Genomic DNA, 19856 nt, shown 5'->3' with positions numbered 1-19856 from the left:
TGGCCGCTTCTGAATCCACCCGAAGTGGCGGGTAAAGGGCATATACAGCCTTTAGCTTAGTCGAAGTTTGCACGATTACCCCGGCTACTCCGCCGCCTCACTCGCGCTGCTGCTTTTCCTTGGCTTGCCCGCCGCCTTCTTCAACACCGGCGCGAGGAATTTCCCCGTGTAGCTCCGCGGCGCTTTCACGATATCCTCCGGCGGACCCCAGGCGACGATTTCGCCGCCGCCGTCGCCGCCTTCGGGGCCGAGGTCGATCACCCAATCGGCGGTCTTGATGACTTCGAGATTGTGCTCGATCACGACCACCGTGTTACCTTGCGACACCAGTTCGTGCAGCACTTCCAATAGTTTTGCGACGTCGTGGAAATGCAGGCCCGTGGTCGGCTCGTCGAGGATGTAGAGCGTGCGTCCCGTCGCGCGCTTTGAGAGTTCCTTCGCCAGCTTGACGCGCTGGGCTTCGCCGCCGGAAAGGGTGGTGGCCTGCTGGCCGACATGGATGTAATCCAAGCCGACGCGGTGCAGCGTTTTGAATGTCTCGCGGACGCGCGGGACGGCCTTGAAGAACTCGGCGGCTTCTTCCACCGTCATGTCGAGCACGTCGGCGATGCTCTTGCCCTTGAACAGGACTTCCAGCGTCTCGCGGTTGTAGCGCTTGCCCTTGCAGGTGTCGCAGGTGACGTAGACGTCGGGCAGAAAGTGCATCTCGATCTTGATGACGCCGTCGCCCTGGCAGGCCTCGCAGCGGCCGCCCTTGACGTTGAAGGAGAAGCGGCCGGGCTCGTAGCCGCGCGCCTTGGCTTCGGGGAGCCCTGCGAACCATTCGCGGATCGGCGTGAAGGCGCCGGTATAGGTCGCGGGGTTCGAGCGCGGGGTCCGGCCGATCGGCGACTGGTCGATGTCGATGATCTTGTCGATATGCTCCAGCCCCTCGATGCGGTCGTGGGGCGCGGCGCCTTCGCTGGCGTTGTTCAGCTTGCGGGCGATCGCCTTGTAGAGCGTGTCGATCAGGAGCGTCGACTTGCCGCCGCCGGAGACGCCGGTGACGCAGGTGAACAGCCCGAGCGGAATTTCCGCCGAGACGTTTTTCAGATTGTTGCCGCGGGCGTTGACGACCTTGATGGTTCGCCGGTGGTTCGGCGGCTTGCGCTCGGGGATCGCCACCGACATCTCGCCGGTGAGGTATTTGCCGGTCAGCGATTTCGGGTTCTTCATGATCTCGGCGGGCGTGCCCTGTGCCACGATGTGGCCGCCATGCATGCCGGCGCCAGGGCCGATGTCGAGCACGTAATCAGCTAGGCGAATGGCGTCCTCGTCATGCTCGACCACGATCACGGTATTGCCGAGGTCGCGCAGCCGCTTCAGCGTTTCCAGAAGCCTGGCGTTGTCGCGCTGGTGCAGGCCGATCGAGGGCTCGTCCAGCACGTAGAGCACGCCGGTCAGCCCCGAGCCGATCTGGGAGGCGAGGCGGATGCGCTGGCTTTCGCCGCCGCTCAATGTGCCGGAGGCGCGCGCCAGCGTGAGATAATTCAGGCCGACGTCGAGCAGGAAGGACAGCCGCTCGCGGATCTCCTTTAGCACGCGCCCGGCAATCTCGTTCTGCTGCGTGTTGAGCGCCTTCGGAACGGTCTCGAACCATTCGCCGGCGCCCTTCACCGAGAGTTCGGAGATTTCGCCGATATGCTTGCCACCGATCTTGACGCACAGCGCTTCGGGCTTGAGGCGATGGCCATGGCATCCCGCGCAGGGGATGTCGGAGAAATACTTTGCCAGCTCCTCGCGCGCCCATTCGCTCTCGGTCTCGCGGAAGCGGCGCTCGAGGTTGGTGATGACGCCCTCGAACGGCTTCTTGGTGTCGTAGGAGCGGACGCCGTCCTCATAGGAGAACTTGATCTCGTCGTCGCCGGAGCCGTGCAGCAGCGCGGCCTGCGTCTTCTTCGGCAGGTCTTTCCACTTGGTGTCGAGCGTGAACTTGTAGAACTTGCCGAGCGCGGTCAGCGTCTGGATGTAATAGGGCGAGGACGACTTTGCCCACGGCGCGATCGCGCCCTTGCGCAAGGTCATCTCCTTGTCGGGAATGACGAGGTCCTCGTCGATATGCTGCTCGACGCCGAGGCCGCCGCAGGCCGGGCAGGCGCCATAGGGGTTGTTGAACGAGAACAGCCGCGGCTCGATCTCGGGAATGGTGAAGCCGGAAACCGGGCAGGCGAATTTTTCCGAGAAAAGAATTCGCTCGGGCCCGCTCTTGTCGTGGATTTTTGCGGTCTTCTTGTCGGACTTCTTCTCGTCCGCCGCAGCCGCCGGCGCGTCGGCATATTCGATCACGGCGAGGCCTTCGGCGAGCTTCAGCGCGGTCTCAAAACTTTCGGCGAGGCGCTGGCCGATGTCGGGGCGGACCACGATGCGGTCGACCACCACGTCAATGTCGTGCGGGAATTTCTTGTCGAGCGTCGGCGCTTCGGCCAACTCATGGAAGGTGCCGTCGATCTTGACGCGCTGAAAGCCTTTCTTGAGGTATTCGGCGAGCTCCTTCTTGTACTCGCCCTTGCGGCCGCGCACGACCGGGGCCAGTAGATAGAGCCTTGTGCCTTCGGGCAGCGCCAGCACGCGGTCGACCATCTGCGAGACAATCTGGCTTTCGATCGGCAACCCCGTGGCGGGCGAATAGGGCACGCCGACGCGCGCCCATAGCAGGCGCATATAGTCGTAGATCTCGGTGACGGTGCCGACGGTGGAGCGCGGGTTCTTCGACGTAGTCTTCTGCTCGATCGAGATCGCGGGCGACAGGCCGTCGATCTGGTCGACATCCGGCTTCTGCATCATCTCCAGGAACTGGCGCGCATAGGCCGAGAGCGATTCGACGTAGCGGCGCTGGCCTTCGGCATAGATGGTGTCGAAGGCGAGCGAGGATTTGCCGGAGCCGGAGAGGCCGGTGAACACGGCGAGCTTGTCGCGCGGTATCTCGACATCGATGTTCTTGAGATTGTGCTCGCGCGCACCGCGAATGGTTATCGCGCGCGATGCGGAGCCGGCGTTAGGTTGGCGCTTCGCCCTGAGCACTTCATCCATATCGGCATTTCCAGACGCGTGCGGAGACGCGCCAAGTTGGGCGCGCATTGCCCGTGAGAGCCGGGATCAGGCGCCGATGATTGAAAGTCGGAACATAGGAAGAACGATGAGGGATTTCCAGTGCCGCGTGCGAATCATCAACGGATTAGTTGGGCCATAGCGTTTTCGAGCGAAGTTGGGACCGGGTCGCGTGAAGAAAACGCGTCAAGCAAGCTTTTTGGCAGCAGCAGTCAGCAGTGCGGCACAAAAAAAGGCCGGCGCAAGGCCGGCCTTTTCTCAATTTTGGGAACTCAGATGACGCGGAGATCAGTACGCGCCGAACTTGTAGTTGATGCGAGCGGTGACGAGATCAATGTCCTGACGGATACGGTTCTGGGCAAACGATGCGCCAGCCGGGATGATGGCGCCGTTGCTCACGAAGTTATAGGTCTTGTCCTGCATGAACAGGTGATTGTATTCGATGCCGGCCGACCAGTTCGGGGCGAAGCCATATTCCAGGCCGACGCCGACCACGCCACCCCAACGGGTGTCATCGACGCTGTTGACGACCTGGGCACCGGTGGCGGTCGCGAGCATACGGTAGCGATCGGAGGTCACGGCGGCGCCGCCCTTGAGGTAGAACAGGACGTTGTTTGCGGCGTAGCCGACCTGACCCGTGAACAGTCCGAAGGCATCGACACGCGTCTCGTTGGTGAACGCCGCAGCAAGCGGGATCACATTGCTGCCCTTGAAGTCAGCCCAGTTGCCCTGCGCTTCCACGCCGAACACCCACGAAGCAGCCTGCCAGCGGTAGCCGATCTGACCACCGACGGTGCCGCCGGTTGCGTCATGGCTGCCCATCGGGAAAACGACGCCGAAGGTCTCATCCCAGCTATTGCGGCTCGATCCCCAGCCGCCGTTAACGCCGGCGTAGAAGCCGCCCCAGTTGTACATCGCAACCGCGACGGGCGCCTTGGTATAGGGCCGTGCGGCAAGATCGGCGCCGACCGCAGGGGCGACCCCAAGCGCGATCAAGGCGGTCGTCGTCAGCAAAATTTTCTTCACGTTTCTCTTCCTTTCGGCGTGTCCCACGCAACTGTCGGAGCAGTCAATTTCAGGTTGCCTGCGCATATAGCGCAAAGTCACCGCAAAATGCTGTCGCCGAAAAACCACATCGGCGGCGAAAGTGGGTAATATGCAACCGCCGCGGGTGCGCGCTATCCGGCAGTACAACCAAAACGAAAAGGCCGGCGTGACGCCGGCCTTTTTGCATTCAATGCGCGCGGAGCGCGGTCAGTATTTCGCGATGACGGGGCCGCCGAATTTGTAGCTGACGCGTGCGGTGACGATGTCGACGTCCTGACGAATGCGATCGGTGCGCGAGAATCCGCCGCCGTTGAACGTGAAGCTGTTGTCGCGCGAGCCCATGAAGCCGTGCACGTAATCGACGCCGAGCACGATATTGGATGTCACGCCGAAGTCGAGGCCGGCGCCGACCGCGCCGTTCCAGCGTGTCTCGCTCGCATGGTCGAACACGAAGCCGGTGGCGGTGATGAAGCCCTCATACTTGTCGTTCACGCCCATGACGCCGCCTTTGACGTAGAACAGGACGTTGTTCCAGGCGTAGCCGACCTGGCCGGTGAACAGGCCGATGGCATCGATCTTCGAACGGTTGGAGCCGCCGCCGCCCACGAGCAGGCTCGGACCATTGGACCCGCTCAGATCGGCCCAGTCACCCTGCGCTTCGACGCCGAACACCCATGCGCCGGTTTGCCAGCGATAGCCGAACTGGCCGCCGGCCACGGCGCCAGACGCGGTGTGGCAGCCTTCGGATACGGGCGGGACCACCGGTGCGCCGAGAATGTTCGTCACGATGTCCCAGCACTTGCCGCTCCAGCCACCGCCGCCGTTGAGGCCGACATAGAACCCGCTCCAGTCGTAAACGGCGGCAATCATCGGGGCTTTGGTGTAGGGGCGCGCTGCAAGATCCGCAGCGGAAGTGGGCGCAGTCAGGCCAAAGGCGATCAGACCGGTGGCGGCGAACAGCGGCTTTTTCAAGAGGCGGGACCTTTCGGTATTTCGTTTGCTGAAAGCGATATTCAGTACTTCGCGATGGCCGGGCCGCCCCAGCGATAATTGATTCGTATCGTTGCCATGTCGACGTTCTGATGAATGTCGTCGGCGCGCGAGACGGCAATGGCCGTTGCCGGGAACGTAACGTTGCGGGTGCCCATGAACAGATGGTCGTATTCAACGGCAACGGACCAGTTCGGCGCAAAACCGATTTCAATTCCGGTCCCGACAGCGCCGCCCCAGCGGGCTTCGCTCGTTTGATTATATTCGACGCCGGTTGCGGTGAAGAAGGTGCTGTATTTGTTGTCGGTGACCGCAGCGCCACCCTTCACGTACCAAAGAACGTTGTTCCAGGCGTAGCCGACCTGGCCGGTGAATAGGCCGATGGCGTCGATCTTGGTCTGGTTGGTTGCGGGAATTCGCACCGTCTGGCTGGCATTTGATCCCCGCAGGTTGGCCCAATCGCCCTGGGCTTCAACGCCGAACACCCAGCTCGCGGCCTGCCAGCGGTAACCGATCTGGCCACCGGCCAAACCGCCCGTCGCGTCGTGGCAGCCCTCCGAGTTCGGCGTGACCGCATTGCCGTTATCGTTGGTGATGGTCCAGCACGCGCGGCTCGATGCGCCGCCGCCGTTGAGGCCGGTATAAAATCCGCTCCAGTCATAGACCGCGGCAATCATCGGGGCTGGCGCCTTGGTGTAGGGGCGCGCCGCAAGATCGGCCGCCGAAGCCGAAGCCGTCAGTCCAATCGCGCCCACGGCGCCAAGCAGCAATTTGTACAAGGTGAGTCCCCAGCCAAGGTTGATGGAACCGACGGTACAGGCACCGCCTGGCACTTGGCTGTAGCTTGCGCGCCACAAATGGACAGAATGTCGCACTCCCAGAGGTAGCGGGGGGATGCAACCAAGCAAAAAGGCCGGCGCGAGGCCGGCCTTTTCAGTATTCGATTATTGAATGCGAAGATCAGTACTTCGCGATCACAGGGCCACCCCAGCGGTAGTTGACGCGGACGGTGACGAGGTCGACGTCCTGACGGATGCGATCGGTGCCGAAGAACACGCCGCCCGGCGCGTTGAAGGTGACGGTCCGATCCTGCATGAAGAGATGGTCGTATTCGATAGCGGCCGACCAGTTGGGGGCGAAGCCGTATTCGAGGCCTACACCAACCACACCGCCCCAGCGGGTGTCATCACCGGCGGTGCCGACGATGACGCCTGTGGGAACATCAAAGGCGCGGAACCGATCCGCCGTAACAGCCGCGCCGCCCTTGATGTAGAACAGAACGTTGTTGGCGGCCCAACCGACCTGACCCGTGAAGAGACCGAAGGCGTCGATCCGCGAGTCATTCCTGGCGCCGGGGAACAGCAGGCTCACATTGCTGCCCCTGAAGTCGGCCCAGTTGCCTTGGGCTTCGAGGCCGAACACCCAACTGCTGGCCTGCCAGCGATAACCGATCTGGCCGCCGGCGGTGCCGCCGGTGGCGTCATGGCACCCCTCGGCTCCGACGAAGGCGCCGCCCGGTGTCACGAAGTCCCAGCACTTGCGGCTCGAACCCCAGCCGCCGTTGGCGCCGATGTAGAAGCCGCTCCAGTCGTACACGACGGCGATCGGCGCCGGCGGGGCTTTGGTGTAAGGACGCGCCGCGAGGTCGGCGGCTGCCGCAGGTGCGGCGAACGCGATGAGAGCAACCGTACTCAACAGAACCTTCTTCATGGGTCTATCTCCAGGTTTTGTCCGCTTCCGTTGGTCCCGAAGCGTTCTCAAAATGACGCGAGCGTCCCGCGCCGGTGGTAATTTTATAGCGCGAGTCGCCCAGAAATTGCGTCTCCGAATTGCAACACCCGTGAGCCAAAACATGGACTCAAGCATATGATCTATATGCGTTATTCCCGTTACTGTGCGGAACTCTAGGTTCCATTTTGGCGTTTTCGGGCCTTAATTGCGGCCAACTCAAGTCGCCGTCTGGTTGAGCTGCAAGTTGGACCGATGGCGACGTGGGACTGCCGGAACAAAGCTGGAACGTACGCGGGCGCGATGCTATATGTGGACAACGGCATGTGGATAACCGTTGACTTGCCGAGGGATCGCTAAGTCGGCGGCGCTTGCGGGCGTATAGGGTCGTTTCAGATGTCCGGAAGCGGACGCGAAAGAGCGGACAAACACAGTCAAGAAAACACAGTCAAGAATTGGCAACAGGTCAAGAATTGAAGGCGGCCGGCACGCGACGGCTGGACCAGTGATTTTTGCCGGCGATATATCGAGTGGAGAGCGGCGATGGCGGGAAGCGTAAACAAGGTGATTCTGGTCGGCAATCTCGGCAAGGATCCTGAAATCCGGCGGACACAGGACGGGCGGCCGATCGCCAATCTGAGCATCGCCACGTCGGAAACCTGGCGCGACAAGGGCACCGGCGAGCGCAAGGAAAAGACCGAGTGGCACCGCGTCGTGATCTTCTCTGAACCGCTGTGCAAGATTGTCGAGCAATATCTGAAGAAGGGCGCCAAGGTTTACATCGAGGGCGCGCTGCAGACCCGCAAATGGACCGACCAGAGCGGCGTCGAAAAGTACTCGACCGAAGTCGTGCTGCAGGGCTTCAACTCGACCCTGACCATGCTCGACGGCCGCAGCGGCGGCGGTGGCGGCAGTTTCGGCTCTGACGATGCCGGCGATTTCGGCTCCAGCAGTCCCAGCTCCGCGCCGCGGCGGGCGGTGGCGGCAGGCGGCGGTCGCAATAGCGACATGGACGACGATATTCCGTTCTGAGGCCGACAGCCGCCGATCGCACGGCGTTCTGCCTGAACCATATATCCGGACAAAGCGCGGGGTATGCCTCCGCGCGCCGTTCCGGGCGTACCCAGCACACGACCGCAGCGGGGAAAACGCAGATGGCCGGCACCACGCCCGGCCATGGCGGCAGGCGCGCGTTATCACGGCGCTGGCAGAAGCCTTAGGGCCTGACTTCATTTTCGGAGGAAAGGCGTGACGTCCAGAGATCGCGCGACGGCAGGTCGACGCACTGTTTGAACTTGACATTGTAAAGATAAATGTAAATATGTCTTACATTGATGCGGGCTCGCATCGGTGTCTTGGCGTCGACTGGGGTCGGCTTCATCACGCGTTCAACGCTGCCTTCGATCAGACCTTCCGGGGAGTTTCCAATGTCCCTTGCGCCGCTGCTGGATGCCGCCCCTGCGATCCCTGTTCATGCCTTCGCGGCGATGGCGGCCTTCGCGCTGGGCGTCATCCAGTTCGCGGCGCCGAAGGGAACGCTGCCGCACCGGACGGTCGGCTGGATCTGGGTCGCCCTGATGGCCACCGTCGCGGCGAGCTCGTTCTGGATCCATGAGATCCGCTTGCTCGGGCCCTGGAGCCCGATCCACCTGCTGTCGATCTTCACCCTGATCGTGCTGCCGATCGCGGTATGGAGAGCCAGGCGCCACAGGGTCGTCGATCATCGCCGGATCATGACGATGATTTTTGCAGGCGCGCTCGTCATTGCCGGCCTGTTTACGTTCCTGCCGGGACGGATCATGCACGCGGTGGTTTTCGGCCCATAGGCCGATGCTGGAAAAGGCGTGTCAGTGCCCGCTTTTCGGGGCCTGAAAATGCCCCCTCCGGCGAGCCCGCCGGGGCACCCCGGCGATCCCTGTAAGTCCATGAAAAAACGAGCGGAAAAACGACCTCTCCAGCCCGCTTCGGGGTGGTTATTGGAGGCCTGATGCGCTATATGATTCTCAGCTGAGAATTGACCGGATTCCCCCTTTGTCTGACCCTGAAGATAACAAGCCCGGCGAACCGCCGGAGCCCTCCGATATCCGTCCCGTTTCCATCCTCGACGAGATGAAACGCTCCTACCTCGATTACGCCATGAGCGTGATCGTGGCACGTGCGCTGCCGGACGCGCGCGACGGGTTGAAGCCCGTGCATCGCCGCATTCTCTACGCGATGCACGAGAACGGCTTCGAGTGGAACAAGTCCTACAACAAATCGGCGCGCACGGTCGGCGACGTCATCGGTAAATACCATCCCCACGGCGATCAGTCGGTCTATGACGCGCTGGTGCGTCTGGCGCAGGATTTCTCCATGCGCGTGCCGCTGATCGACGGCCAGGGCAATTTCGGCTCGGTGGACGGCGATACGGCGGCCGCCATGCGGTACACCGAATCCCGCCTGACCAAGATCGCGCAGACGCTGCTCGACGACATCGACAAGGACACCGTCGATTTTCAGGCCAATTACGACAGCCGCGACCGTGAACCGACGGTGCTGCCGGCGAAATTCCCGAACCTTCTGGTCAACGGCGCCGGCGGTATCGCCGTCGGCATGGCGACCAACATTCCCCCGCACAATCTCGGCGAAGTCATCGACGCCTGCGTGGCGCTGATCGACAATCCGGCGCTGACCATCGACGATCTCATCAACATCGTGCCGGGACCGGATTTCCCGACCGGCGGTATCATTCTCGGCCGGCAGGGCATCCGCTCGGCCTATCATCTCGGCCGCGGCTCGATCGTGATGCGCGGCAAGGTGACGATCGATACCATCCGCAAGGATCGCGAAGCGATCATCGTCACCGAAATTCCGTTCCAGGTGAACAAGGCCACCATGGTGGAGCGCATCGCCGAACTGGTGCGCGAGAAGAAGATCGAAGGCATCTCCGATCTGCGCGACGAATCCGACCGTGACGGTTTCCGCGTCGTCGTCGAACTGAAACGCGACGCCGTGCCCGACGTGGTGCTGAACCAGCTCTATCGGTTCACGCCGCTGCAGACGAATTTCCCGGCCAACATGGTGGCGCTCGACGCCGGCCGGCCGCAGACGATGAACCTGAAGGACTTTCTGACGCTGTTCATCGCCTTCCGCGAACAGGTGGTGACGCGACGCACGAAATTCCTGCTCAACAAGGCCCGCGATCGCGCTCACATCCTGGTTGGCCTCGCGATTGCGGTGGCCAATATCGACGAGATCATTCGCGTCATCAGAACCTCGCCCGATCCGACCACCGCGCGCGACACGTTGATGTCGCGCGACTGGCCGGCCAGGGACGTGGAAGCGATGATCACGCTGATCGACGATCCCCGGCACCGGATGGCGCCCGACGGCACCGCGCGGCTATCGCTGGAGCAGGCCAAGGCCATTCTCGAACTGCGCCTGCAGCGGCTGACGGCGCTCGGCCGCGAGGAGATTTCGGAAGAGCTCGACAAGCTCGCGGTTGAGATCGCCGACTATCTCGACATCCTGCGCTCGCGCGCGCGCGTGCAGGCGATCATCAAGGAAGAGCTTGCGGCGGTGAAGGAAGAATTCGCCACCCCGCGCAAGACTGTCATCATCGAGCAGGAAGGCGAGGTCGAGGACGAAGACCTGATCCAGCGCGAGGACATGGTGGTCACGGTCTCGCACGCCGGCTACGTCAAGCGCGTGCCGCTGTCGACCTATCGCGCCCAGCGCCGTGGCGGCAAGGGCCGCGCGGGCATGCAGACCCGCGATGAGGATTTTGTCTCCCGCCTGTTCGTGGCCTCGACCCATACGCCGGTGCTGTTCTTCTCCTCGAAGGGTCAGGTCTACAAGGAAAAGGTCTGGCGGCTGCCGGTGGCGGCGCCCAACGCGCGAGGCAAGGCGCTGATCAACATCCTGCCGCTGGAGCAGGGCGAGCGCATCACCACCATCATGCCGCTGCCGGAGGATGAATCCTCCTGGGGCAATCTCGACGTGATGTTCGCCACCACCGGCGGCACGGTTCGCCGCAACAAGCTGTCCGACTTCGTCGATGTCCGCCGCTCCGGCATCATCGCCATGAAGCTCGGGGAGGGCGAGGCGATCGTCGACGTGCAGATCTGTACCGAGCGCGACGACGTGCTGCTGACGGCGGCCGGCGGCCAGTGCATCCGCTTCCCCGTCACTGATGTGCGCGTCTTCACCGGCCGCACCTCGATGGGCGTGCGCGGCATTGCGCTCGCCGACAACGACACGCTGATCTCGCTGGCGATCCTGCGCCATGTCGAAACCACCTCCGACGAACGGTCGGCGTATCTCAAGATGCGCCGCGCGGTGGCCGGCGAGACCGCATCCGAGGAACCCGCCGAGGCGGAGACCGAGGAGGCGTCGACCGCGATCCAGCTTTCGTCCGATCGCTATGTCGAGATGTCGGCGCAGGAGCAGGTCGTGCTGACGGTCTCCGTCAACGGCTATGGCAAGCGCACCTCGTCCTACGAGTACCGCACCACCGGCCGCGGCGGCAAAGGCATCGTCGCGATGTCCGTCAACAACCGCAACGGCAAGCTGGTGGCGTCATTCCCCGTGGAGCACAGCGACCAGATCATGCTCGTCACCGACAAGGGCCAGCTGATCCGCTGCCCGGTCGAGGACATCCGCATCGCCGGCCGCTCGACGCAAGGCGTCATCGTGTTCGATACGGCAGAAGACGAGCACGTGGTGTCGGTCGAGCATATCGGCGACGACGGAGAGAACGGCGAGAACGGCAACGGCGGCTAGCGCCGCCGGCTCCGCGCGTAGTGTGTAGCCCGGATGAGCGAAGCGATATCCGGGCTACGACGCCGGACTCCGGAGATGCGCATCACTCCGCGGCAAGCGGCGCTTCGCGCGGCACGACGATCCGGATCTTCGTTCCTGCGCCGGGCCTGGTTTCCAGATTGATCCGGCCGCCCAAGCGATTGGTCACGATGTTGTGGACGATGTGCAATCCGAGGCCGGTGCTGCCCTGGTCGCGCCGGGTCGTGAAAAATGGATCGAACACCTGACGCCGGACCTCCGGGCTCATGCCGCAGCCGTCGTCTGAAAACAGCACTTCGACGTTGTGCTTGCCCGACGCCTGTGCCGCGATACGGACCGATCCGCGTGCGCCGTCCGGATAGGCGTGTACCGCGGAATTGATGACGAGGTTGGTCAGCACCTGGCCGTACGGTCCGGGATAGCTGTTCATGGCGAGGTCAGGCTCGCACTCGACGCTGACCACGAGATTTCTGCGCAGCCCGTACCGCAATCCCTTGACGACCTGCCTGGTCACCTGGCCGAGATCGAAGGCTCTCCGGTCCGAAACGTTGCGGTCGGCCGCAACCTGCTTGAACGACTGGATCAGATCGATCGCGTGATTGAGATTGATCATGACTTGCGACGCCGCCTCCCGGCCGGCCGCAATGAATTCCGTCAAGGTCGACCGGCGTACGCCGCCGCTGGCGACATTGGCTTCAAATCGATCGGCCTTGCTCAGGAATGCCGACGCGACGGTCAGGCTGGTGCCGACGGGCGTGTTGAGTTCGTGGGCGACGCCCGCCACCAGCCTTCCCAGCGCGGCCAGCTTCTCGGTCTGTACCAGACTGTCCTGCGCGGCGCGCAGATCCTCCAGCGATTGCGACAATTGCCGCGTGCGTTCCTGGACCTCGGTGAACAGCCGCGTGTTCTCGATGGCGACCACCGCCTGACCGGCGAAAGTTTTCAGGAGCTCGACCTGCGCCTTGGGAAATAATTGCGGCTCAAGCCGCATGACCGCGATGGCGCCGATCGCGACCTCGTCGCGCAACATCGGCACGACCAGGATGCTCCGATAGCCCGAGGTTCTCTGCAGTTCGCTGTATCCGCCGGAGACGAGCACATCAGGCTCGTGCACGACGCGGCGCTCGCGGATGGCGACCGAGATCAGGTTTTTGCTGGTCAGCGGGGCAGGGTAGGCCTTGCGCACCGCGGCCACCGATTCCGGAGAAAATTGATCGTACGCCACGAGATCGACATGATCCCCATCCCGCCGATAGACGGCGCTCAGCACGCTCTGGCACAGCCGCGCGGCGTTCTTGACGATCCTGTCGAACACCGGCTGGATGCCGGTCGGCGAGTCCGAGATGAGGCTTAAGACCTCGGCTGTCGCTGCCTGCCGCTCCCTGGCTTCCTGAAGTTCGAGGGAAAGCCGCTCGGCTTCCGGTGTGGCGGAACTTTCGACTTTCGCCTTTGTTGCAGGGCGGGAGACGCTCGCTGCTTTTGTCGCCTGGCGGGGCTTTGCCTTGGTCGTCGCGTGGCTTCGCGATCTGGTTGGTCTGTCGTCTGCTTTCATCGCCTGTCCCAAGTCTCAGGAGAAGCCATCGTACCGGCTTAGACCTGCAAAGGGAAAGGGTGTCCGACAGCAGGTCCCCGTAGGGCGAAAATATGAGGCAGGTTGTTGGAGTGCGCCCCGCTGCTGACTGAGAAAGCACTCGACGTACCACGACTGGGTGTCGGTCTCCTCAGCGCCCCGGTAGATCCAGAGAACGGCCTAAGGCATTGCCGGATACGCCGGGCTTAAAGGGTGCCGTTAGGATTCGTGTTACTCGCCTGACTTTCTGGCATGGAGCAATCGCATCACCGTAATTTAGGTTGTAACCTTAATTGACAAATTAAGGATAATGCTGCAATTAGGATTCCTTCTAGGCGAGGAGGAGTCAGATGTCCAAAGCGAAGACCTTCATTGAGTATGCCCTCTCGGGTTTGTACGTTCAGGAGAGGAAGAAAGATGCCGGCAAAACGTTCTTCGAAATCAGCAAGTCCAACTTGTTAAAAGTACTTGGCATGAGCCGATTGGGGTCAAACCAGCGCGATGAACTGCAGGACACCTGCATTCGTCTTGGAATCGCAATGGTTGAACTGTCGGACCGCTTTATCTTTTTTGATCCGGAGCAACTGGAAAGCGTGAGCCGCTACAGCATGAATTCGAATGTGGCCAAGCTTAAGAAGATCACAGACGAGTACGACAAATTCAAACGCAGCGAGGCGGATAAGGCCTGGGAAAAGCAGTTTGAACCCGAGGACGCTTGAGGAGGGTGTCTGGCTGTGGGCTAAGACGCTCCAACTGCTGCCCATTCCGACCGCAGCCGACCGTCAGCGTCATCGGCGAGGGGCTGGGCCGATGCGCGTGGCCTGCATCCGGTCGCCCCGCTGCCGATGTGGTGGAATAACTCATCTCGACAAATTTCTGTTGCGCCCGCGCGTTGAAGACGGTCGTGCATCATGCTGCGCTGGCCGACGACGCGGTGCCAACCTGTATAACGGCTGATTGCCGCCAACTCCTTCCGGGCTACGCGCCGGCCTCACTCAATCGTCAAACCAGCCTTCTGGATCAGCGGCACCCAGCGATTGATTTCCGACTGGACGTAGTCGCGGAAGCCGGTCGGGGTATTGGTCGCATCCTGCGGCATTTCCAGGCCGAGCGGGGCGAGGCGGGCGCGCAAGGTCGCATCCTGGGTTGCCTTGCGGATCGAGGCGTTCAGCCGCTCCACGATCGGTTGCGGCGTTCCCTTGGGCGCCAGGAATCCGAGCCAGACCGGGAAGTCGAGACCGTCGACGCCGAACTCGTTGGTGGAAGGCACTTCGGGCAAGGTCGAAATCCGCGCCGAGCGGAACACCGCCAGCGGCCGCACGGTTTTCGCCTGGATCTGCGCCAGCGCCGTGAGCGACACTTCGACCATGTAGTCGATCTGACCCGCGATGAGATCGTTCATGGCCGGACCCGTTCCGCGATAGGAGACCAGATTGACCTTGGTGCCGAGCCGGACGTTCAGCATCGCTGCGCCCATGTGGGCCGACGAGCCGGGTCCTGCGGTGCCGGCGTTGAGCTTGGCCTCGTTGGCGCGGACATAACCCACGAATGCCTTGAAGTTGTCAGGCGGAAGGTCGCGCTTGACGATCAGCACCTGCGGAAGATCGCCGAGCAATCCAAGATGTTCGTAATCCGTGATCGGGTTGTACTTCAGGTTCTTGTAGAGCCCGACACTGGACACATGCGTGCCGGCCTGGCCGATCTGGATCGTATACCCGTCAGGCGTCGCGCGCGCGGCTCTGGTCGAGCCGATCGTTCCGCCGGCCCCGGCGACGTTTTCGATCACCAGCGTTTGCCCGAGGTCACGCGAAAGGAATTCGGCATAGATGCGCGCAATCGCGTCGGTCGGTCCGCCGGCGGCGAACGGCACGATGACGTTGATCGGCCGGTCCGGGTAGTTCGTCTGGGCGCGCAGGATCGACGGCATGCAGAGTGCGCCGGCGAGGCCAAAAGCGACTGCGCGCCGGTCAAGAATTCGGGACGCCATGAAGATATCCTCCCAAGGTGCTCATTGTTTTGATTATCGTTTGGTGTGACGGGCGAGTACGCGGTCCACCATCGCCCCGGCCGTGCCGAGATAGTTCGATGGTTCGCACAGGGCGGCGAGTTGATCGCGGGGCAGGGCGGATGCAATCGCCGGCCGCCGCAGCAATGCATCGAGGAGCGCGTCGCTGCGTGTGAACGCATCGCGGCAGGCGGCATAGACCTCGTCATGCGCGTGCTGGCGGCCAAGCGCGGGCGCGAGCCCCATCATGACCGCTTCGGCTACGATCAGCCCGCGGGTGGAATCGAGGTTTCGCTTCATCGCGGCCCGATCGACGATCAGGCCGGAAAGCATGAATTGCGCCTGCGCCAGCGAGCCGGCCGTCAGAAGACAGACCTGCGGCAACGCCATCCATTCGGCATGCCACGGACCGGTGGCACGCTCGAGATCCTGCACCATGGCGTCCAGCATCAGTGAAGCGGCGTCACGGGAGATCTTTGCGTTGGCCAGCAGAATTTCCGACGAGATCGGATTGCGCTTCTGCGGCATGGTCGAGGACGCGCCGCGATGCGAGGAGAACGGCTCAAACACCTCGCCGATCTCTGTCGCCATCAGGATCATGACGTCATAGCCGATCTTGCCGAGCGCGCCGCAGATCACGGCAAGTGTCTGGACCATCTCGACCAGCCCGTCGCGGGCGACGTGCCAGGTGATGTCAGGCTCCGTGAGACCGAGGGCGCGTGCGTAAGCGGCACGCACGTCGAGACCACGGTCGCCGAGGGAAGCGAGCGTCCCCACCGCGCCGCCGAGCTGCGCCTGGAGGGCGCGAGGCTTGGCCTGTTCGAGCCGGTCGGCCGAGCGCTGCAGTGCCGAGAGCCAGACCGCAACCTTGTGCCCGAACGTGATCGGCAGCGCCTGCTGCAGATGGGTTCGCCCTGCCATCGGCGTATCGCGATGCAGCCGGGCGAGATCGGCGAGCGTGGCCATGACCTCGGCGAGCTGGGCTTCGATCAGCGCCACCGCTTCGCGCAGTTGCAGCACGGTCGCGGTGTCCATGATGTCCTGGGTGGTCGCCCCCCAATGCACGTAGCGGCCGGCTTCGCCGAGCTGCTCCGAGAGCTGGCGCACCAGGCCGACGATGGGGTAGCCGACATTCTCGGTGTCGCGTTTCAACTGCTCGCTGTCGAGTGCGATGGTCGGAGCCTTTTGCGCGATCGCCTCGGCGGCTTCGCGCGGAATCACGCCGGCTTCGCCCTGGGCCATTGCGAGCGCTGTTTCCGCCTGCACGTAGGCCTTGAACTGGGCTTCGTCGGAAAATGCCGCCCGCATGGCCGGCGTCGAGAACACGTCGCGATAAAGGACGCTGTCGAACATGGTGCTGGCCATGCGCCTGTTTCACTCCCGTTAATATGTACGGCCATATCAATTATATGTACAAATTTGTCAAGCGCGGGGTGCGGGGCCGGCTAAGCCGTGCTATGGGAGCGCCCGACCGCGAGAACTGTTTCGACATGCCAATTTACGAGGATATCGCCCGCGATCTGCTGGAGGCGATCCACCGGGGCCAGTACCCCATCGGCGGGCTGATTCCGACCGAGCTGGAGCTTGCCGCGCGCTACGATGTCAGCCGGCAGACCGTGCGCGCGGCGATGCGCCGGCTCACCGAGCTCGGGGCGGTTTCGCGCCGGAAGGGTTCGGGCACGCGGGTGGAGACGCGCGAACGTCCGCAGGAGAGTTTTCAGCAGACGCTTGGCTCATTGAGCGATCTGGTGGCGCTGGCCGCAGCAACGGATCGCGACATCAGAAGCATTGACACCGTCGTGATGGATCGCAAGGCGGCACGGCGTTTCGGCTGTCAGCCGGGCTCGCGCTGGCTGCGGATCGCCTACGTTCGTGCATCGACCAAGCCCAAAAGCCCGCCGCTGGCTTGGGTCGATTGCTATGTCGAGGAAAGCTATGCGGATGCCGTGAGCGGCATCAGAAAAGATCGCCGCCTGGTCTGCGACATGATCGCGGACAGTTACGGCGTGATCGCCTCCGAAGTGCATCAGACGGTCGAGGCGACCGTGATCCCGAACGCGTCTGCCAAGGCGCTGGGCGCGGAAGCCGGATCGCCCGCGCTCGAAGTGATCCGCCGATATCTGGATTCGCACGGCCGCCTGTTCGAGATATCGGAAAGCATTCATCCCGCGGGCCGCTACGTCGTGACGTCGGTGCTCAAGCGCGTCGGCAATCCCGGAGCGGCAGAGGGCGGCGCGCCGCGATCAACTGGCAAGCGATCACGAGGTTAGGGGCGGCTGGCGCGCTGCTTCGTCGATGCTGTAGCCCGTTCGAGCCGCCCGATGACAGGCTCCGCGCAACCCGGGAGCAGCCCACCGGCGGGCGCGACCGTTCCCGGATTTCGCTTCGCTCCATCCCGGCTACGTCCCGCCATCGGCAAGTTTCGTCGCAGAATCGGACAAGGCATGGCCGCTTCGGGAAAGACGCCTGGCTTGCCTTGCGCCAAAAGCAGGTCCCAACGTTCGAGCCCAAGGTTCCATTCTGCCCAGGTTTCCCAGCGGTGCTACCACGCCCGCATCCATTATCGACGCCCTGAAGGCGGCAGCCGGTCTGCGGCCACGGACTCGCGCGAGCTTCGCCTGGGGCCGATGCGTTCGGGGTACCTACGCCCCCTCCGACCAGGCCCGGGAGATCACGAAATCCCGCAGTTTCACCAAGCCATCGCGCGTGCTGGCGCGCTTCGCTCTGGACGGCGGCGATCCGGCGGCGGCGAACACGGACCCCCTGTTGCGCGGCTTCAGCTTCCGGCTCGGCAGCGATGGTCAGCGCTCGGACATTTTCACGCAAAGCGCGCCGGTTCATTTTGCCAGGACGCTCGATCAGATGCTGGCCTTCCTTGCGGCGCGCGTTCTGGGACCGGACGGCAAGCCGGATTGGCAGAAGGTCGAGGCATTCTCCGCCAGCAATCCTGAAACGCTGCATCAGGCGGACTACATTGCCGCGCATCCGTTGCCCGCAAGCTTTGCCGGCACGACCTATTGGGGGGTGCACGCATTCCCCGCGACGAATTCAAAAGGCGAGACGCGGTTCATCAAGTTCAAGGTCCTGCCGGTCGGCGAAGAAGGCAGGCTGGCCGCGAACGAGGCCACGGCGAAATCTCCCGACCTCCTGCACGGTGACCTCGACTCCCGGATCGCGGCTCGCGATATCAGGTTCAGCGTGATGGCGCTGCTCGACCGTCCCGGCGACCCCGTCATGGATGTCACCATCCGATGGCCCGACGAGGACGCGCGTGAAGCTTTGCGACTGGGGACGATCGTGGTCACCGGCGTCGAAGCAAACGATGCGTGCGAGGAGGCCGTCTTCAATCCGGCCAACCTTGCCGAAGGCATCGGTCGTCCGCCGGACGCGATATTTGCGGCGCGCTGCGCAGCGTATGCGATCTCGCAGACAAGACGTCGCTGATCCGGCAAAGCGTTTTCAAGCGAAGTGAATACCGGTTCGCATAGCAACCAAGTTTACGCAGATTGCGTAGACTTATCCGCGGTAGAAAACGCGCCAAAACAAGAACGTCAGGTCTTGCTTTCCGGTGCGCCCTGCGTTTCGCGGCGCCACGCCGCCGGGCTGACGCCGACCACCGAGGAAAACACCCGCGTGAAATGGCTTTGATTGGCGAACCCGGCCGATATCGCAATCTCCGACAAAGGCAGGTCGCGCACGCTCATCAACTGCTTGGCCGTATTGACGCGTTGGCGCAGCAGCCATTGGTGAGGCGGTAGGCCGGTAGAGACGCGGAAGGCGCGCGAAAAATGGCTGACCGAAAGATTGAACTCCGCCGCGATTCGCTCCAGCGAGATTTTTCCGCCGAGATCGGATTCGAGCTTTTCACAAGCGCGCTTCGCCTGCCAGGACGCAAGACCGCCGCGGGCCAGCTCGGCGGGGCGTTGCAATCCCCCATAAGCCTGGGCGACGTGCGCGGTGAGCGCGAGCATCATGTGATCGATGAAGAGCTGGTTGGTCTCGGCCGGCCGGCGCAGCCCTTCCAGGAACGAAGCGCCGATCTGGCGAATGATCGCGTCGTCATGACCGACGCCGAGCTCGCACGCGATCTCACCAGCGCGTCGCGCGCCCGACTGCTCGGATATGCCATCGAGCGCCGAGCGAGGAAGGTAGAAGAACAGGGAGTGGAACGGTTTGTCGATCACATAACGCGGATCGCGCTTGAGATCGTACAGATACGTCGCGCCTGCCCGGACATCCCGCTTCATGATGCATTTTCCGTGCTCCCAGAGCTCGCAGTCCGGGTAGTCATGAAGTTTCAGGCTGACGAGAAAGGCGTCTTCAAGCGCAAGTGAACCAGAAAGGCCGGGCACGGGATTATCATCACGGGTCTCGGTCACGGCGAGTTCGATGCTGCGCAAGGAACGCGTCATCAGCGAAGGCGGCGCATTCTTCAAGTGCAGGAATTGCCCCAGCCTTCGCCCGAAAGCGCCCGCCTGTGCCATCGAAATGATCTCATCAATGAGGTTTAAGCCGAAACTCGCTCGCCCGCGAGGTGAGTACCATTATCCAACATCACCGCGAGGCCGTCCAGCTGTTCGTCCGAAGCTGCAGTGTTGCGGTTTTGTGACGTAAAGCTCAATCACATACACAAGAATGTGAGTGCAGTTG

The 19856-nt window shown here is 62.8% G+C and carries 14 protein-coding genes and 2 pseudogenes; 6 read left to right on the top strand and 10 right to left on the bottom strand.

The window, feature by feature from the left end; translation table 11 throughout:
- Positions 1-84: 84 nt before the first annotated feature.
- From uvrA to ACPPVP_RS24355, 5 genes are all read right to left on the bottom strand, one after another.
- The gene (gene uvrA / locus ACPPVP_RS24375; protein ID WP_426525198.1) at positions 85-3069 is read right to left on the bottom strand and encodes an excinuclease ABC subunit UvrA; all 2985 of its coding nucleotides are present in this window, start codon (positions 3067-3069) and stop codon (positions 85-87) included.
- 306 nt (positions 3070-3375) lie between these two features.
- Positions 3376-4113: an outer membrane protein gene (locus ACPPVP_RS24370; RefSeq protein WP_426525196.1), complete on the bottom strand. Its 738-nt coding sequence runs from the start codon at positions 4111-4113 to the stop codon at positions 3376-3378.
- A gap of 228 nt (positions 4114-4341) precedes the next feature.
- Positions 4342-5106, bottom strand: coding sequence for an outer membrane protein (locus ACPPVP_RS24365; RefSeq protein WP_426525194.1), 765 nt, complete (start codon positions 5104-5106; stop codon positions 4342-4344).
- A gap of 41 nt (positions 5107-5147) precedes the next feature.
- Positions 5148-5903, bottom strand: a complete 756-nt coding sequence (locus ACPPVP_RS24360; protein ID WP_426525192.1) for an outer membrane protein — start codon at positions 5901-5903, stop codon at positions 5148-5150.
- A 181-nt stretch (positions 5904-6084) separates the two neighbouring features.
- Positions 6085-6834: an outer membrane protein gene (locus tag ACPPVP_RS24355; RefSeq protein ID WP_426525190.1), complete on the bottom strand. Its 750-nt coding sequence runs from the start codon at positions 6832-6834 to the stop codon at positions 6085-6087.
- Between the two features lie 561 nt (positions 6835-7395).
- Here ACPPVP_RS24355 and ACPPVP_RS24350 point away from each other — a divergent pair.
- The 3 genes from ACPPVP_RS24350 (at position 7396) to gyrA (ending at position 11613) form a co-directional block, all read left to right on the top strand.
- On the top strand, positions 7396-7884 hold the full coding sequence (locus ACPPVP_RS24350; RefSeq protein WP_426525188.1) for a single-stranded DNA-binding protein: 489 nt from the start codon (positions 7396-7398) through the stop codon (positions 7882-7884).
- 395 nt (positions 7885-8279) lie between these two features.
- A complete protein-coding gene (locus tag ACPPVP_RS24345) occupies positions 8280-8678 on the top strand; it encodes a DUF2306 domain-containing protein (protein WP_426525186.1) in 399 nt (132 codons plus the stop codon).
- 205 nt (positions 8679-8883) lie between these two features.
- Positions 8884-11613, top strand: coding sequence for a DNA gyrase subunit A (gene gyrA, locus ACPPVP_RS24340; RefSeq protein ID WP_426525184.1), 2730 nt, complete (start codon positions 8884-8886; stop codon positions 11611-11613).
- An 82-nt stretch (positions 11614-11695) separates the two neighbouring features.
- On the opposite strand, the pseudogene ACPPVP_RS24335 reads toward gyrA, so the two are convergent.
- Both ACPPVP_RS24335 and ACPPVP_RS24330 read right to left on the bottom strand, forming a co-directional pair.
- Positions 11696-12520, bottom strand: a pseudogene (locus ACPPVP_RS24335) (sensor histidine kinase); the annotation flags it as partial.
- A gap of 75 nt (positions 12521-12595) precedes the next feature.
- A pseudogene (locus tag ACPPVP_RS24330) lies at positions 12596-13183 on the bottom strand (GAF domain-containing protein); the annotation flags it as partial.
- 368 nt (positions 13184-13551) lie between these two features.
- Here ACPPVP_RS24330 and ACPPVP_RS24325 point away from each other — a divergent pair.
- Entirely contained in the window at positions 13552-13920 is a 369-nt protein-coding gene (locus ACPPVP_RS24325; protein WP_426525182.1) for a hypothetical protein, read from the top strand.
- Positions 13921-14192: 272 nt separating this feature from the next.
- On the opposite strand, the gene ACPPVP_RS24320 is transcribed toward ACPPVP_RS24325, so the two are convergent.
- Complete coding sequence (locus ACPPVP_RS24320; protein WP_426525180.1) at positions 14193-15188, bottom strand: Bug family tripartite tricarboxylate transporter substrate binding protein; 996 nt, start codon at positions 15186-15188, stop codon at positions 14193-14195.
- 33 nt (positions 15189-15221) lie between these two features.
- A complete protein-coding gene (gene pcaB / locus ACPPVP_RS24315; RefSeq protein WP_426525178.1) occupies positions 15222-16571 on the bottom strand; it encodes a 3-carboxy-cis,cis-muconate cycloisomerase in 1350 nt (449 codons plus the stop codon).
- A gap of 125 nt (positions 16572-16696) precedes the next feature.
- Here pcaB and ACPPVP_RS24310 point away from each other — a divergent pair, with 125 nt between their 5' ends.
- Both ACPPVP_RS24310 and ACPPVP_RS24305 read left to right on the top strand, forming a co-directional pair.
- Positions 16697-17476: a GntR family transcriptional regulator gene (locus tag ACPPVP_RS24310; protein WP_426525176.1), complete on the top strand. Its 780-nt coding sequence runs from the start codon at positions 16697-16699 to the stop codon at positions 17474-17476.
- A gap of 250 nt (positions 17477-17726) precedes the next feature.
- The gene (locus ACPPVP_RS24305) at positions 17727-18650 is read left to right on the top strand and encodes a catalase (protein ID WP_426538030.1); all 924 of its coding nucleotides are present in this window, start codon (positions 17727-17729) and stop codon (positions 18648-18650) included.
- Between the two features lie 107 nt (positions 18651-18757).
- On the opposite strand, the gene ACPPVP_RS24300 is transcribed toward ACPPVP_RS24305, so the two are convergent.
- Complete coding sequence (locus ACPPVP_RS24300; RefSeq protein WP_426525174.1) at positions 18758-19690, bottom strand: helix-turn-helix domain-containing protein; 933 nt, start codon at positions 19688-19690, stop codon at positions 18758-18760.
- Between the last annotated feature and the right edge of the window lie 166 nt (positions 19691-19856).

The organism is Bradyrhizobium sp. McL0615 (assembly GCF_049993905.1).
In the GTDB taxonomy this organism is placed as follows: Bacteria; Pseudomonadota; Alphaproteobacteria; order Rhizobiales; family Xanthobacteraceae; genus Bradyrhizobium.
The sequence above is the reverse complement of the archived record's forward strand: the minus strand, read 5'-3'. Positions and strand labels throughout refer to the sequence as shown.